Annotated in this window: 11 protein-coding genes; 6 read left to right on the forward strand and 5 right to left on the reverse strand. The window is 67.6% G+C overall.

Annotated features, from left to right (window positions below):
* The first annotated feature begins 62 nt into the window (after positions 1-62).
* The 5 genes from htpG (at position 63) to GA0116996_RS03495 (ending at position 5,134) form a co-directional block, all read left to right on the forward strand.
* The gene (htpG, locus tag GA0116996_RS03475; RefSeq protein ID WP_092307299.1) at positions 63-1,964 is read left to right on the forward strand and encodes a molecular chaperone HtpG; all 1,902 of its coding nucleotides are present in this window, start codon (positions 63-65) and stop codon (positions 1,962-1,964) included.
* A 101-nt stretch (positions 1,965-2,065) separates the two neighbouring features.
* A complete protein-coding gene (locus tag GA0116996_RS03480; RefSeq protein WP_092307301.1) occupies positions 2,066-2,569 on the forward strand; it encodes a DNA-deoxyinosine glycosylase in 504 nt (167 codons plus the stop codon).
* Between the two features lie 232 nt (positions 2,570-2,801).
* Positions 2,802-3,239, forward strand: a complete 438-nt coding sequence (locus GA0116996_RS03485; RefSeq protein ID WP_092307303.1) for a universal stress protein — start codon at positions 2,802-2,804, stop codon at positions 3,237-3,239.
* A 214-nt stretch (positions 3,240-3,453) separates the two neighbouring features.
* Positions 3,454-4,206 carry a hypothetical protein gene (locus GA0116996_RS03490; RefSeq protein ID WP_092307305.1) on the forward strand — a complete coding sequence of 251 codons (753 nt, stop codon included), beginning with the start codon at positions 3,454-3,456 and terminating at the stop codon, positions 4,204-4,206.
* A gap of 55 nt (positions 4,207-4,261) precedes the next feature.
* Entirely contained in the window at positions 4,262-5,134 is an 873-nt protein-coding gene (locus GA0116996_RS03495; RefSeq protein ID WP_092307307.1) for a class I SAM-dependent methyltransferase, read from the forward strand.
* Positions 5,135-5,189: 55 nt separating this feature from the next.
* On the opposite strand, the gene GA0116996_RS03500 is transcribed toward GA0116996_RS03495, so the two are convergent.
* Positions 5,190-6,809 carry an ABC transporter substrate-binding protein gene (locus tag GA0116996_RS03500; protein WP_092307309.1) on the reverse strand — a complete coding sequence of 540 codons (1,620 nt, stop codon included), beginning with the start codon at positions 6,807-6,809 and terminating at the stop codon, positions 5,190-5,192.
* Between the two features lie 117 nt (positions 6,810-6,926).
* On the opposite strand from GA0116996_RS03500, the gene trmB reads away from it, so the two are divergent.
* Complete coding sequence (gene trmB / locus GA0116996_RS03505; protein ID WP_092307311.1) at positions 6,927-7,613, forward strand: tRNA (guanine(46)-N(7))-methyltransferase TrmB; 687 nt, start codon at positions 6,927-6,929, stop codon at positions 7,611-7,613.
* 61 nt (positions 7,614-7,674) lie between these two features.
* Here the strand turns inward: trmB and GA0116996_RS03510 are convergent, their stop codons facing one another.
* The 4 genes from GA0116996_RS03510 to GA0116996_RS03520 all read right to left on the reverse strand — a co-directional run bounded on the left by GA0116996_RS03510 (position 7,675) and on the right by GA0116996_RS03520 (position 12,917).
* Positions 7,675-8,877, reverse strand: a complete 1,203-nt coding sequence (locus tag GA0116996_RS03510; protein WP_062800995.1) for a DUF2863 family protein — start codon at positions 8,875-8,877, stop codon at positions 7,675-7,677.
* Between the two features lie 106 nt (positions 8,878-8,983).
* Positions 8,984-9,139: a hypothetical protein gene (locus tag GA0116996_RS28205; protein WP_165835099.1), complete on the reverse strand. Its 156-nt coding sequence runs from the start codon at positions 9,137-9,139 to the stop codon at positions 8,984-8,986.
* Positions 9,140-9,353: 214 nt separating this feature from the next.
* Complete coding sequence (gene acnA, locus GA0116996_RS03515) at positions 9,354-12,059, reverse strand: aconitate hydratase AcnA (protein WP_092307313.1); 2,706 nt, start codon at positions 12,057-12,059, stop codon at positions 9,354-9,356.
* A 276-nt stretch (positions 12,060-12,335) separates the two neighbouring features.
* Positions 12,336-12,917, reverse strand: coding sequence for a hypothetical protein (locus GA0116996_RS03520; protein ID WP_092307315.1), 582 nt, complete (start codon positions 12,915-12,917; stop codon positions 12,336-12,338).
* Between the last annotated feature and the right edge of the window lie 288 nt (positions 12,918-13,205).

Consider the following 13,205-nt stretch of genomic DNA (forward strand, 5'->3'; position numbering starts at 1 on the left):
GCCGGCACGGCCCCGGCGGCCACCCAACCCATCCAGACTCGCCTGTTTTCAAGAGGAGAACCATGACCGCACCGCACGAGACGATGAGCTTCCAGGCGGAAGTGAAGCAGCTGCTGCACCTGATGATCCACTCGCTGTACAGCAACAAGGAAATTTTCCTGCGCGAGCTGGTCTCGAATGCTTCGGACGCCACCGACAAGCTGCGCTTCGAGGCGATCGCGAATCCCTCCCTGCTGGAAAACGACGCCGACCTGGCCATCCGCATCGAGGCCGACGCCCAGGCGCGCACGCTGAAGATCACCGACAACGGCATCGGCATGAGCCGCGACGAGGCCATCCGCAATCTCGGCACCATCGCGCGCTCTGGCACGAAGGAATTCTTCCAGCAGCTGTCCGGCGACCAGCAGAAGGACGCCGCGCTGATCGGCCAGTTCGGCGTGGGTTTCTACTCGGCCTTTATCGTCGCCGACAAGGTCACCGTGGAAACGCGCCGCGCCGGCCTGGGCGCCGAAGACGCGGTGCGCTGGGAAAGCACCGGCGACGGTGAGTTCACCATCGATGCCATTGCGCGCCCCGAGCGCGGCACCACCATCACGCTGCACCTGCGCGAGGGCGAGGACGATTTCCTGTCGGCCTGGCGCCTGAAGAGCATCATCCAGAAGTACTCGGACCACATCTCGCTGCCGATCCGCATGCCCAAGGAAGTGTGGGACGCGGAGGCCAGCACCTACAAGCGCACCGACGAGTGGGAGAGCGTGAACCAGGCCAGCGCGCTGTGGACCCGCAACAAGTCCGACATCACCGACGAGCAGTACACCGCCTTCTACCAGCACATCGCGCACGACAACGAGGCGCCGCTGGCGTGGACCCACAACCGGGTCGAGGGCCGCAGCGAATACACCCAGCTGCTGTACATCCCGGCGCGCGCGCCGTTCGACCTGTGGGACCGCAACCACAAGGCCGGGCTCAAGCTGTACGTGAAGCGCGTCTTCATCATGGACGACGCCGAGCAGCTGCTGCCGGGCTACCTGCGCTGGGTCAAGGGCGTGGTCGACTCCGCCGACCTGCCGCTGAACGTGTCGCGCGAACTGCTGCAGGAAAGCCGCGACGTCAAGGCGATCCGCGAGGGCTGCACCAAGCGCGTGCTGTCGATGCTGGAAGCGCTGGCCGACGCCGAGGACGAAGCCGAACGCGCCAAGTACGACACCTTCTGGCAGCAGTTCGGCCAGGCGCTGAAGGAAGGCGCCGGGGAAGACCAGGCCAACCAGGAACGCGTGGCAAAGCTGCTGCGCTTCGCCTCGACCCATAACGACACCGCCGAGCAGAACGTGTCGCTGGCCGCCTATGTCGGCCGCATGAAGGAAGGGCAGGACAAGATCTACTACGTGACGGCCGACACCTGGTCCGCCGCCAGGAACAGCCCGCACCTGGAAGTGTTCCGCAAGAAGGGCATCGAAGTGCTGCTGCTGACCGACCGTGTCGATGAGTGGATGCTGTCGTTCCTGCGCGAGTTCGATGGCAAGGAGCTGGTGTCGGTGGCGCGCGGCGACCTCGACCTGGGCAAGCTGGCCGACGAGGCCGAGAAGGCCGAGCAGGAAAAGGCCGAGGCCGACTGGAAGGACGTGGTCGAGCGCGCCAAGACCGTGCTCGCCGGCAAGGCCAAGGACGTGCGCGTGACGCTGCGCCTGACCGAGTCGGCATCGTGCCTGGTCTCGGACGAAGGCGACATGAGCGGCTACCTGCAGCGCCTGCTCAAGCAGGCCGGCCAGAAGGCGCCCGATGCCCAGCCGATCCTGGAACTGAACCCGGAGCACGCGCTGGTCAGGAAGCTGCGCGACCTGCCGGAGGGCGAGGCCTTCAGCGACCGCCTGCAGGTGCTGTTCGACCAGGCGCTGCTGGCCGAGGGCGGCATGCTGGAAGACCCCGCGGCCTACGTGCAGCGCGTGAACAAGCTGCTGGCCTGAAGCTCGCGATTCGGGCCAGCACGGCGCTGGTTTTTGCTGCCCTCTCCCGCTTGCGGGAGAGGGCAGGCACTACTCGCGGTGTCTGCATCGCCCCGTTTGCCATGTCCACCCCTACGCCCCCCACGACCGATCTCCACCAGGGCCTGCCCCCCGTCATCGACACCCACACCCGAGTGCTGGTGCTGGGCAGCTTTCCCGGTGCCGCGTCGCTCGCCGCGCGCCAGTATTACGCTCATCCCCGCAACCAGTTCTGGCCGCTGCTGGGCGCGCTGACCGGCGAGCCGCTGCCGCAGCTGCCCTATGCCGAACGGCTGGTGCGGCTGCTGGCACATCGCATCGGCGTGTGGGATGTGCTGGGCGCGTGCCAGCGCGAAGGCAGCCTGGACAGCAATATCCGCTATCCGCAGGCCAACGATTTCACGCGCCTGCGCGCGCTGGCGCCGTCGCTGCGGCGCGTCGGCTTCAATGGCGGCACCTCCGGCCGCTTTGCGCCGCAGTTTGCCGCGCACGGCTACGAGACCGTGGTGCTGCCATCGTCCAGCCCGGCGCATGCCGCGCGCAGCTTCGAGCAGAAGCTGGCGTTATGGCGCAGCCTGCTCGACTGAGGGGCTTGCCGCCGGCATTGAGCGTATGGAATCGGCCTGCCCGGAAGTGACGCGTTCCGGATTGTCGTGGGCCATCGCGCACCTATACTGGAATCGGGCCGGCCCATGATTCCAGACCGGGAGTATCGGCCGCTCCTTGTGCGCCTTGCGGGCTCGCACTTTCTGACGCATGGCGCGAATGCATCGGAAGTGAGTTGCCTGAGCCGGCAAGTTTGCAGGCAAGGAGGCAATCATGTTCAAGCATCTGCTGCTGGCGGTCGATGGTTCCGACCTGTCTGAATCGGCGTTCCGCAAGGCGCTCGCGCTGGCGCGGGACATGGGGGCGCGTACCACCGCGGTGCGCGTCTGTCCGAACTACCACGTGCTGACCTACCAGGTCGAGATGCTGGAGGACACGCGCGAAACCTACGTCAAGGAAGCGGCGGCGGGCGCCACGCAGTACCTGCGCGAACGCGCCGAGGAAGCCAGCGCGGCGGGCGTGCCCTGCGACACCGCCTACGCCGTCAACGACCATCCCTACGAAGCCATCATCAAGACCGCCGAGGAGAAGGGCTGCGACCTGATCGTGATGGCATCGCACGGGCGGCGTGGCATCCAGGGCATGCTGATCGGCAGCGAGACGCTGAAGGTGCTGACGCACAGCAAGATTCCGGTGCTGGTCTATCGCTAGCCCGGCAACGCGCGTCAACCAGCAGGCCCCGGCCGGCACCGGTTGCGACACCGGCGCTGCCGGGGCCGCTTTTTTGCTGCCGCCAGGCGCTTCTGGCATCCTGAGGGCCTGTTCGCAGCCCTGTGCTGCGCCTGCGCCCCGGCCCCCCGCGGCGCCTTTCTGTCACAATGCCGGCGGCTGGCGCGCCCGCCATGGTCTCAAAGGTGATCTTCCTATGCGTATCTTCGGCATCAGCATCCATATCATCGTCGCACTGTTCTTTGCCGTGCACGCGGTGCGCACGCACCAGAACATGTACTGGCTGCTGATCCTGTTCCTGTTCCCGGGCCTCGGCAGCGTGGTCTATTTCTTTGCGATCTACCTGCCCGAGCTGCGCCAGTCGCGCGGGGCGCGCGCGGCAACGCGCGCCATCACGCAGCTGGTCGATCCCAACCGCGCCGTGCGCGAGGCCCGCTCGGATTTCGATCGGGCCCCGACGGTGGCGCATCGCATGCGCCTGGGCGCGGCGCTGCTGGCCGCCGGCGAGCCGGCCGAGGCGCTGCAGCACTACCAGGCGGCGGCCAACGGCCCGTTCGCGACCGATCCCGCGCTGCTGCAGGGCCTGGCGCAGGCGCAGTTCGCCACCAGCGACGCGCCCGGCGCGCTGGCGACGCTGGAGAAACTGTTCGCGGCCCAGCCGCACGCGCGCCAGCAGCCGGAGCCGGCCCTGCTGTACGCGCAAGCCCTGGCCGCCACTGGCGCGGCCGGCACGCGCGCCGCCTTCGAGCAGGCGCTGACCAGCGCCAGCGATGCCGCGCCGCGCTGCCTGTTCGCCGACTGGCTGGCGACCCAGCCCGACCCGGCCGACCGCGAGCGCGCGCAGCAGCTCTATGCCGAAATCATCCACGACGCCCGCCACTGGCCGCGCCATGCGCGCGACCACAACCGCGCCTGGCTGCAGCGCGCGCAGGCGGCGCTGGGCAAGTAAATCCGCGTTGCTTCCCATCGCCGGCTGGCGGGGAACGAACGCCTTTCTCGACGACATGACCCTACTGAAACGCAAATCGATTGAAGCCGTGGCCTCGCGCCGTCCGGCACGCGGCACCCGCACCCGGGGCGAGGCCCCTGTCCGCGAAGAAAAACGCATGACGCCGCGCTTCGCGCCGGTGACGTTCTCGGAAATGGAAGGGGTGCGCTACCTGCACTTCGGCACCGAGTGGGTGCAGGGCGCGATGAGGCTGCGCAAGCCGGACGCGATCGAGCTGGAATACGCGCAGCAGATGATGGCCTGGCTGCTGTTCCTGTCGCCGTCGGTCGATGAATTCCATGTGGTCCAGCTGGGCCTGGGCGCCGCCGCGCTGACCAAGTTCTGCCATCGCCAGTTCAGCCGCGCGCGCGTGACCGCGGTCGAGCTGAATCCCGCCGTGATCATCGCCGGGCGCAGCATGTTCGGCCTGCGCGAGGACGACGCGCGCCTGACCGTGCGCGAGCAGGATGCCTGGGACTACGTGATGGACGGCACCCACGCCGGCGCCGTCGACGTGCTGCAGGTCGACCTGTACGACGCCACCGCGCGCGGCCCGGTGCTGGACACCACCGCGTTCTACCGCGCCTGCCGCCGCACGCTGAAGGCCCCCGGCGTGATGACGATCAACCTGTTCGGCGACCACGACAGTTTTCCGAAGAACATCGAGCGCATCTGCGATGCCTTCGACAACCGCGTGCTGGTGTTCCCGGAAGTGCATGACGGCAACATCATCGCGCTGGCCTTCAACGGGCCGGAAATCGATGTGTCGTGGGCGGTGCTGGAAGCGCGCGCCGACGTGGTCGAGGACACCACCGGGCTGCCGGCGCGGGACTGGGTGAAGAAGCTGCGCGCGGCGAATGCGCGGCAGGAAGAGCGGCTGAGGATTTAAGCGCCTCTCTCCCGCAAGCGGGAGAGAGGAGAAAACCCTCGGCGCGCGGACGCCCTCACTCCTTGTGGAAGAACTGCGCCAGCGACCACTCGTCCGTCCGCGCCTCGTACTTCAGTCCCTTCTTCATCGCCCACATCGCCAGCTGGCTGTGCGACGGAATGATGGCGTGGTCGGCCAGCGCGAATTTTGCCGCGGCGCGGGCATTTTCCTCGCGCGCCTTGTCGCTGCTGACCGTGGTCAGCGACTTCTCGATCAGCTGGTCCAGCTGCGGGTTGCTGTACTTGCCCCAGTTCCAGGTGCCGTAGCCGGTCTTCGGGTTGGGCGTGCCGGTGATCGAGCGCAGCGCCACGTCGGCGGCGGCCGAGCCCCAGCCCAGCATCTGGAACGCAAACTCGCCCTGGCGCGCGCGCGTGAAGTAGGCGGCCACCGGCATGGTTTCCACCTTGGTCTGGATGCCGATGCGGGTCAGCATGCTGGCGGTGGCCTGCGCCACCGCCGCGTCGTTCAGGTAGCGGTTGTTGGTGGCGTGCAGCGTCAGGCCGAAACCGTCGGGGTAGCCGGCCGCGGCCAGGAGCTTCTTCGCGCCTTCCGGGTCATAGGCCTCGGGTTTGGTGCCGGGATGGCCGAAGATCTGCGGCGACACGATCGACGATGCCGGCACTGCCAGGCCTTCCATGATGCGGCTGACGATAGCGTCGCGGTTCAGCGCCTTGCTGACCGCCGCACGCACGCGCGCATCCTTGAAAGGATTCTTGCCCAGCGGCTTGCCGGCCTTGTCGGTGACAAAGGGCGGGTTGTCGCGCGACTGGTCCATCTGCCAGAACACGGTGCGCCACGAGACCTGCTGCTCGATCTTGAATTTCGGGTTCTGCTTGAGCTTGGCGACGTCGGCCGATGGCACGCTTTCGATCACGTCGACATCGCCCGCCAGCAGCGCGGCGCTGCGCGCGCCGTTGTCGGTGATGATGCGGAACACCGCGCGGTCCCACTCGGGCTTGGGACCCCAGTAGTCGGGATTGCGCGCCATCACGATTTCCTGGCCGCGTGCAAAGCGCACGAACTTGAACGGGCCGGTGCCGATCATGGCCTTGCCTGAATCGAAATCGGTCTGGGTCAGCGTGGCGGCGATCTTCTTCGGCATGATCGGAACGCTGTTCAGGTCGTTGGCCAGGTTGGCGTAGTTGGGCACGCTCATGGTCAGGCGCACGGTGAGCGGGTCGGGCGTGTCGATGCGGGCGATCGGCTTGGTGTAGCTGGTGAACGAGCCCGGACTGTTGACCAGCTTCTCCGGGCGCTCCAGCGAGGCCTTGACGTCTTCGCTGGTAAAGGGCGAGCCGTCGTGCCACTTCACGTTGGGACGCAGCTTGATTTCCCAGGTGATGGCGTTGACCGGTTTCCACGACAGCGCCAGGCCGGGGATGTAGCGGGCGTTCTTGTCCATGAACACCAGCGACTCGAACACATGCAGGGCGATGGCGTTGTTGGGGCCGGCGTTGTTCCAGTGCGGATCCATCGACGTGACGTCGGCGGCCAGGCCGATGCGCAGGTCTTCGGCATGCGCGGCGCCGGCCGGCAGCAAGGCGAAAGCGGCGCTGCCGAAGACTAGCGCCGCGGCGGCACGGAGCACCGCTCGGCGCGGTGGATGTTGTGGCGGCAGGGCGTGGAGGGTTGGCATCGGGCAGGCTCCTCGTACGGTCCGCGCGGTCGCGGACGGGTTCTCAGGCGGGTTTGTCCCGCATTGTGCCGCTAAAGTGGCATGGTTGCAGCCTTGCCGCCGGGGCTGCCCGGTAAAATGGCATCCATGTTCGCCAATTCCCGCACCATCGTCTCGGCGCAGTCCGATGTCCATGAACACCTGGCCGCGCGCGTCGCGCGCCACCTGGCCGAGCCGTTCCGCAAGCCCATCGGCGAGCCCAGCCGGCGCGAGCTGGGCGCGGCGCTGCAGCGCTGGCAGCAGGCCGGCGGCGCGCCGCTGATCCTCGATGCCGGCTGCGGCGTCGGCGAAAGCACGCTGCGCCTGGCCACGCAGTTCCCCGACCATTTCGTCATCGGCGTCGACCAGTCCGAAAAGCGCCTGGCCGCCGGCAAGGACTGGTGGGGCGACGCGCCGATGCCGGCCAATTTCTGCTGGGCGCGCGCCGACCTGGTCGATGTCTGGCGGCTGCTGCAGGCGGATGCGGTGCCGGTGGCGCGCCACTACGTGCTGTACCCGAACCCGTGGCCGAAGATCGGCCATCTGGGGCGGCGCTGGCAAGGGCACGCGGTGTTTCCGGCGCTGGCGGCGTGTGGCGACTACCTCGAGTGCCGCAGCAACTGGCGCATCTATATCGACGAGTTCGCGCAAGCGCTGGAACTGGTGGGACGGCCGGCGCGGGTCGAGGCCTGGGCGCCGGCGCAGCCGCTGACGCCGTTCGAGCGCAAGTACGCGGCCTCCGGCCATGGCTTGTGGCGCTGCGTCAGCGAGCGGCAGCCCGGCTGAACGCCCAATGAGAAACGGCCCGCAGCGCGGGCCGTTTCGCTGTCTGGCGCGTCAGTGCGCGTCAGTGGAACAGCGGCTGCTGCGTGGGCGCGTCTTCCGGCAGTTCGGCATGCACGATCTCGCCATTGCGGTCGGCGTACAGCGGCGTGCCGCAGTCTTCGCAGTATTCCGGATCGAACAGCGCGGCATGGCGGAAGATGTCCTCGACGCCGGCATTGCGCAGCTCCTCGCAGATCTGCTCGAGCGGATTGCCTTTTTCGTCGGCATCGACCTCGCCGGCTTCGCGGCCGTAGACCGGCCAGACGATGCCGTAGATCACATCCTTCTCGCCGCGCATGGTGAAGCCGACGCGGTATTCCTCGACCACTTCCTCGCCGAAGGCGGCCACCACCGCGGCCAGCTGGCCCGCGGAGATGTCCAGCGTGCCGCACAGGTAGTTGACGGCGGCGCGCACGGTCAGCGGGCGGATGCTCTTGTCGGACTCGCGGCAGGACAGGAAGAACGCGTCCGGCAGCAGCAGCTCGAACTCGCAGCCCGGCAGCAGCAGCGCCACCGACGGCTGCACCTGGCTGCGCCATTGTTCCAGGCAGGTCGAGCGCTCGGCGTGATGGTCCTTGGCGTCTTCCTGCCAGCGGAACAGCGCCTGTTCGCGCGGAGCCACCACCACGGCCAGCAGGTAGCGCGGGTCGGCCAGGATCGGCGCGGTCTCGGGCAGGTCGCGCAGGTCGACCTTGGGCACCGCGCCGGCCAGCGCGGCCGCGGCCAGCTTGTGCGTCAGCGCGAAGGTGTCGCTGTGCGTGCGCGGCAGCTGGTCGATGCTGTACAGGTAGGGCGACAGCGCGACCTTGGTGCCGTTGGCGAGCACGTGTGCCTGCAGGTGCACGGCCAGCGTCTGCGCCAGTTCCGGCTTGAGCGCGCCGGACGGGATGGCGTAGCGGGTGTGCGCGAGGATCGGGGCGGCGATCAGCAGCGCGTCATAGTGCTGGCCGTCGACCTCGATCGAGGCGGATTCGGCCAGCGTCTCGGCCTGCTCGGCGAGCACATCTGACGCGTCGGCATTGTGCTTGAACAGGTGCTCCAGCGCCGCGTCGAGCGCGGTCTGGCTACCGTTCTTCAGCAGGCGGCCAAGGCGCTGCGAAAGCCGCCGCTCCCAGTATCCGTCCTCCATGCGGCTGCCCGATGCGTCGAGGGCGAGCGCATCGGCCACCAGACGCTCGGCGTCGGGAGAGAGTCGCGGGGAAGCCTTGGGGCGAAAACCTGCCATAGAAAGAAACCGTCCGTTTTTTGCGTAAAACGGTATTCTACTCGTTGCGTTGACAGGGAGACCGCTATATGCGTGCGGTCGATGTGGACGCTACGCCCCGCCGCGCTTATTTCTCGGCCGGAGCGGACGCTGCGGGGGCCGCGGGCGCGTGGCTTTCGACGCTGTGCGACTCGCCGGAAATGGAAACGTCGCTGCCGCCCTTGGTCAGCAGGTAGAGGGCCGCGCCGGCGACCACGATGAATGCGATGAGGATCTTGACCATGGTGTCTCCTGGTTCTGGGTGATGCCGGGGTCCGGCTTCCGGTCATTCGACCGCGTTCTTGTGCGACACAGTTTGGCAGCCGTGGCTTGCGTGGAACTTACACGCGCCGGTTGGCGCTTCAGGTGATGCCCGGGTCGCAAGCGCCAATGAAAAACGCCGCCTGGCCACGCCCCCGAAGGGACAGGACAGGCGGCGTCCATGGCGCGGATGGCGCTCAGGCAGCCAGCAGCTGGCGCAGCACGAACGGCAGGATGCCGCCGTGGTTGTAGTAATCGACCTCGATCGGCGTATCGATGCGCAGCAGCACCGGCACGCGCTGCACGTCGCCGTTGGCGCGCTTGATCACCAGCACCACGTCCTGCTGCGGCTTCAGATCGCCCTCGATGCCTTCGATGTCGAAGGTCTCGTTGCCGGTGATGCCGAGCGTCTGGGCGCTGTCGGCGCCCTTGAATTGCAGCGGCAGCACGCCCATGCCGACCAGGTTGGAGCGGTGGATGCGCTCGAAGCTGCGCGCAATCACCGCCTTCACGCCCAGCAGCTGCGTGCCCTTGGCGGCCCAGTCGCGCGACGAGCCGGTACCGTACTCTTCGCCGCCGAACACCACCGTGGGCGTGCCCTCGGCGACATACTTCATCGCCGCGTCATAGATCGACATCTGCTCGCCGGTGGGCTGGTGGATGGTGATGCCGCCTTCCACGCGCGCGCCGTCGGCCGTCGGCGGGATCATCAGGTTCTTGATGCGCACGTTGGCGAAGGTGCCGCGCATCATCACCTCATGGTTGCCGCGGCGCGAGCCGTAGCTGTTGAAGTCGGCCTTGAGCACGCCGTGCGACAGTAGGTACTTGCCCGCCGGCGAGGTGTCCTTGATCGAGCCCGCCGGCGAGATGTGGTCGGTGGTCACCGAATCGCCGAAGATGCCCAGCGCGCGCGCGCCGCGCACGCTGGCCGAGGCCGCCGACGGCTCCATGCTGAAATCCTGGAAGAACGGCGGCTCGGCGATATAGGTCGAGCGGGGCCAGTCGTAGACTTGGCCCTTGGTGCCCTGGATCGCGCCCCACAGCTTGCTCGGCTTCTTGACCTGCTCGTAGTTGCCCTTGAAGGTCTTGGCGTCCATCGCGTACTTCATCAGCGCGTGGATCTCTTCCGAGCTTGGCCAGATGTCGCCCAGCCAGATGTCGCGGCCGTCCTTGCCCTTGCCGACCGGCTCGGTCATCAGGTCGCGCGTGACGTTGCCGGCGATGGCATAGGCCACCACCAGCGGCGGCGAGGCCAGGAAGTTGGCGCGGATGTTGGGGTGGATGCGGGCCTCGAAATTGCGGTTGCCCGACAGCACCGCGGCCGCGACCAGGTCGTTGCTGGTGATGGCCTCGTTCAGTTCCGGCGACAGGTCGCCGGCATTGCCGATGCAGGTGGTGCAGCCGTAGGCGGTCACGCCGAAGCCCAGCTGTTCCAGGTACGGCAGCAGGCCCGCGGCCTTCAGGTATTCGGTGACCACGCGGCTGCCAGGCGCCAGCGAGGTCTTGATGTGCGGCGCCACGCTCAGGCCGGCTTCCACCGCCTTCTTGGCCAGCAGGCCGGCGCCCAGCAGCACGCTGGGATTGGAGGTGTTGGTGCACGAGGTGATGGCGGCGATCAGCACGTCGCCGTTGCGCACTTCGATGCCGTCGGCGGTGCTGTAGCTGCGGCCCAGTTCGGCGGCGTCCTTGTTGAAGCCGTTCTCGGCCACCGGCTTGCTGAACAGCGAGGCAAAGGTGCTCTTGACGTTGCCGATCTCGATGCGGTCCTGCGGGCGCTTCGGCCCCGCCAGCGACGGCGCCACCGTGCCCAGGTCCAGCGTCACCACCTTGCTGTAGTCGATCTCGCCGGCCCCGGGGATGCCGAACATGTCCTGCGCGCGGAAATAGCCCTCGAACGCGGCGATTTCCTCGTCGGTGCGGCCGGTGCCGCGGAAGTATTCGATGGTCTTCTCGTCCACCGGGAAGAAGCCCATGGTGGCGCCGTATTCGGGGGCCATGTTGCCGATGGTGGCGCGGTCGGGCAGGGCCAGGCTGGCGGTGCCTTCGCCGAAGAACTCGACGAACTTGCCCACCACCTTCTCCTTGCGCAGCATCTCGGTGATGGTCAGCACCAGGTCGGTGGCGGTCACGCCTTCGCGCAGCCGGCCCTTGAGTTCCACGCCGACCACGTCCGGCGTCAGGAAGTACACCGGCTGGCCCAGCATGCCGGCCTCGGCCTCGATGCCGCCGACGCCCCAGCCGACCACGCCGATGCCGTTGATCATGGTGGTGTGCGAATCGGTGCCGACCAGCGTGTCAGGGTAGTAGACGCCGTCCTTCCGGTGCACGCCGCGCGCCAGGTATTCCAGGTTGACCTGGTGCACGATGCCGAAGCCCGGCTGCACCACGCCGAAGGTGTCGAAGGCCTGCATGCCCCACTTCATGAACTGGTAGCGCTCGTTGTTGCGCTGGAACTCCAGCTGCATGTTCAGGTCCAGCGCCTTCTTTTCGCGGAAGTGGTCGATCTGCACCGAGTGGTCGACCACCAGGTCGACCGGCACCAGCGGCTCGATCTGCTTGGGGTTCTTGCCCATCTTCTCGGCGACGTTGCGCATCGCCGCCAGGTCGGCCAGCAGCGGCACGCCGGTGAAGTCCTGCAAGACCACGCGCGCCACCACGAAGGGGATCTCGTCGACGCGCTCGGCGTTGGGCTTCCAGTTGGCCAGCTGGCGGACGTGTTCCTCGGTGACCTTCTTGCCGTCGCAGTTGCGCAGCACCGATTCCAGCACCACGCGGATCGACACCGGCAGGCGGCCGATGTCCAGGTCCAGTGCCTCGCCCAGCTGGGGCAGGGAGTAATACTGGCCCTTGCCGGAAGAGCCGATGCTGAATTCTTTTAGCGTGTTCTTGAGGTTGTGGGGCATTGCCGTACTCCGATCGAAGGATGATGCGATGCATTTGGCTCGGACCTGACTCGGGACCCCGATGCGCTGCCGCAGTGATGACCGCGGTCCGAGGCCGGCAGCGCACTGCAACTGCATACTCTAACCGCCGCGCGGCGTCGCCGCCACCCGGCGCGGCAACCCGCCGGTCAAACCACCTCCGGCGCGACCGCCTGCCCGGCCGGGAAGAGCCGCCCCGGCAAGGCAAAAAGGGCGCTGGCGGCCACGTATGCGGCCGCCAGCGCCCCCGTCAAGGACTTACTGCTTGGGCGCGGCGGGCTGCTGACCGCCTTCGGTCTGCAGCAGCGGACCGCCCGGGACCTGGGTCGGGCCGCCCGGGGGCGTGACCAGCAGCGGCGAGGTCGCCGGCGCGCGCAGGCCGCCGGCCTGGGTCGGGGCCGCGGCACCGGCCTGCATGGCGGCGCTCTGGCAGTCGTCGGCCAGGCGCTGGCCCAGGTTCTTGTTGAACAGCATGGCCTTGCTCGGGATCACCACCAGGTCCAGGCCGGTGCGGGCGTCATAGTAGCGGTCGGCGCCGGTCACGGTGGCCTGGCGCGGCAGCTTGTAGTCGCGGCCCTGCCAGTGCACGGTCAGGACCTCGTCGCGCAGCATGTCGCCGGCGATATACAGGCTGTTGCCCAGCTCGCACTGCCACTTCTCGCCGCTCGGGGCCACCGCGGCAGCGGTGCCGGCCGCGGCGGCCGCGCCTGCGGCGGCCTTCTTCTTGGTCGACGATTTTTTCTTGGTGGTGGTCTTCTTGGCCGGCTCCTGCGCCATCACGGCGGTGGCGGTGGTCAGGCTGAAGGCGCCGATGCAGGCGGCAAGGACAAGATGTTTCATTTTGTGAGTGCCTTTCGGATACTGAAATCGAGTTATGGTCATGTGCCGCCGGCAGGCGGGCGGCGCTGGGATCATTGCCGCCGCTATTCTCTACGATTTGGCCGGGGCGGCGTAGTGCTCTGGGCTTTGGTTACATAATCGGCGCCGCTGTTGGGCCGGCTTCACTTGCGCCGTTTTACTTGCGATGCTTGAGCGGCACGAACTTCAGGTTCTCCGGCCCGGTGTAGTTGGCGCTGGGGCGGATGATCTTGTTGTCGATGCGCTGCTCGATGATATGCGCGGCCCAGC

Origin of the sequence: Cupriavidus alkaliphilus (genome assembly GCF_900094595.1) — a bacterium.
Taxonomy (GTDB): domain Bacteria; phylum Pseudomonadota; class Gammaproteobacteria; order Burkholderiales; family Burkholderiaceae; genus Cupriavidus; species Cupriavidus alkaliphilus.

Bases quoted from the DNA above. Each gene is read 5' to 3' on its own strand.
- GA0116996_RS28205 (WP_165835099.1), bottom strand. From the start codon at position 9,139: ATGGTCAAGATCCTCATCGCATTCATCGTGGTCGCCGGCGCGGCCCTC.
- GA0116996_RS03480 (WP_092307301.1), top strand. From the start codon at position 2,066: ATGTCCACCCCTACGCCCCCCACGACCGATCTCCACCAGGGCCTGCCC.
- GA0116996_RS03490 (WP_092307305.1), top strand. From the start codon at position 3,454: ATGCGTATCTTCGGCATCAGCATCCATATCATCGTCGCACTGTTCTTT.
- GA0116996_RS03485 (WP_092307303.1), top strand. From the start codon at position 2,802: ATGTTCAAGCATCTGCTGCTGGCGGTCGATGGTTCCGACCTGTCTGAA.
- htpG (WP_092307299.1), top strand. From the start codon at position 63: ATGACCGCACCGCACGAGACGATGAGCTTCCAGGCGGAAGTGAAGCAG.
- trmB (WP_092307311.1), top strand. From the start codon at position 6,927: ATGGCATCCATGTTCGCCAATTCCCGCACCATCGTCTCGGCGCAGTCC.
- GA0116996_RS03495 (WP_092307307.1), top strand. From the start codon at position 4,262: ATGACCCTACTGAAACGCAAATCGATTGAAGCCGTGGCCTCGCGCCGT.
- acnA (WP_092307313.1), bottom strand. From the start codon at position 12,059: ATGCCCCACAACCTCAAGAACACGCTAAAAGAATTCAGCATCGGCTCT.
- GA0116996_RS03500 (WP_092307309.1), bottom strand. From the start codon at position 6,809: ATGCCAACCCTCCACGCCCTGCCGCCACAACATCCACCGCGCCGAGCG.
- GA0116996_RS03510 (WP_062800995.1), bottom strand. From the start codon at position 8,877: ATGGCAGGTTTTCGCCCCAAGGCTTCCCCGCGACTCTCTCCCGACGCC.
- GA0116996_RS03520 (WP_092307315.1), bottom strand. From the start codon at position 12,917: ATGAAACATCTTGTCCTTGCCGCCTGCATCGGCGCCTTCAGCCTGACC.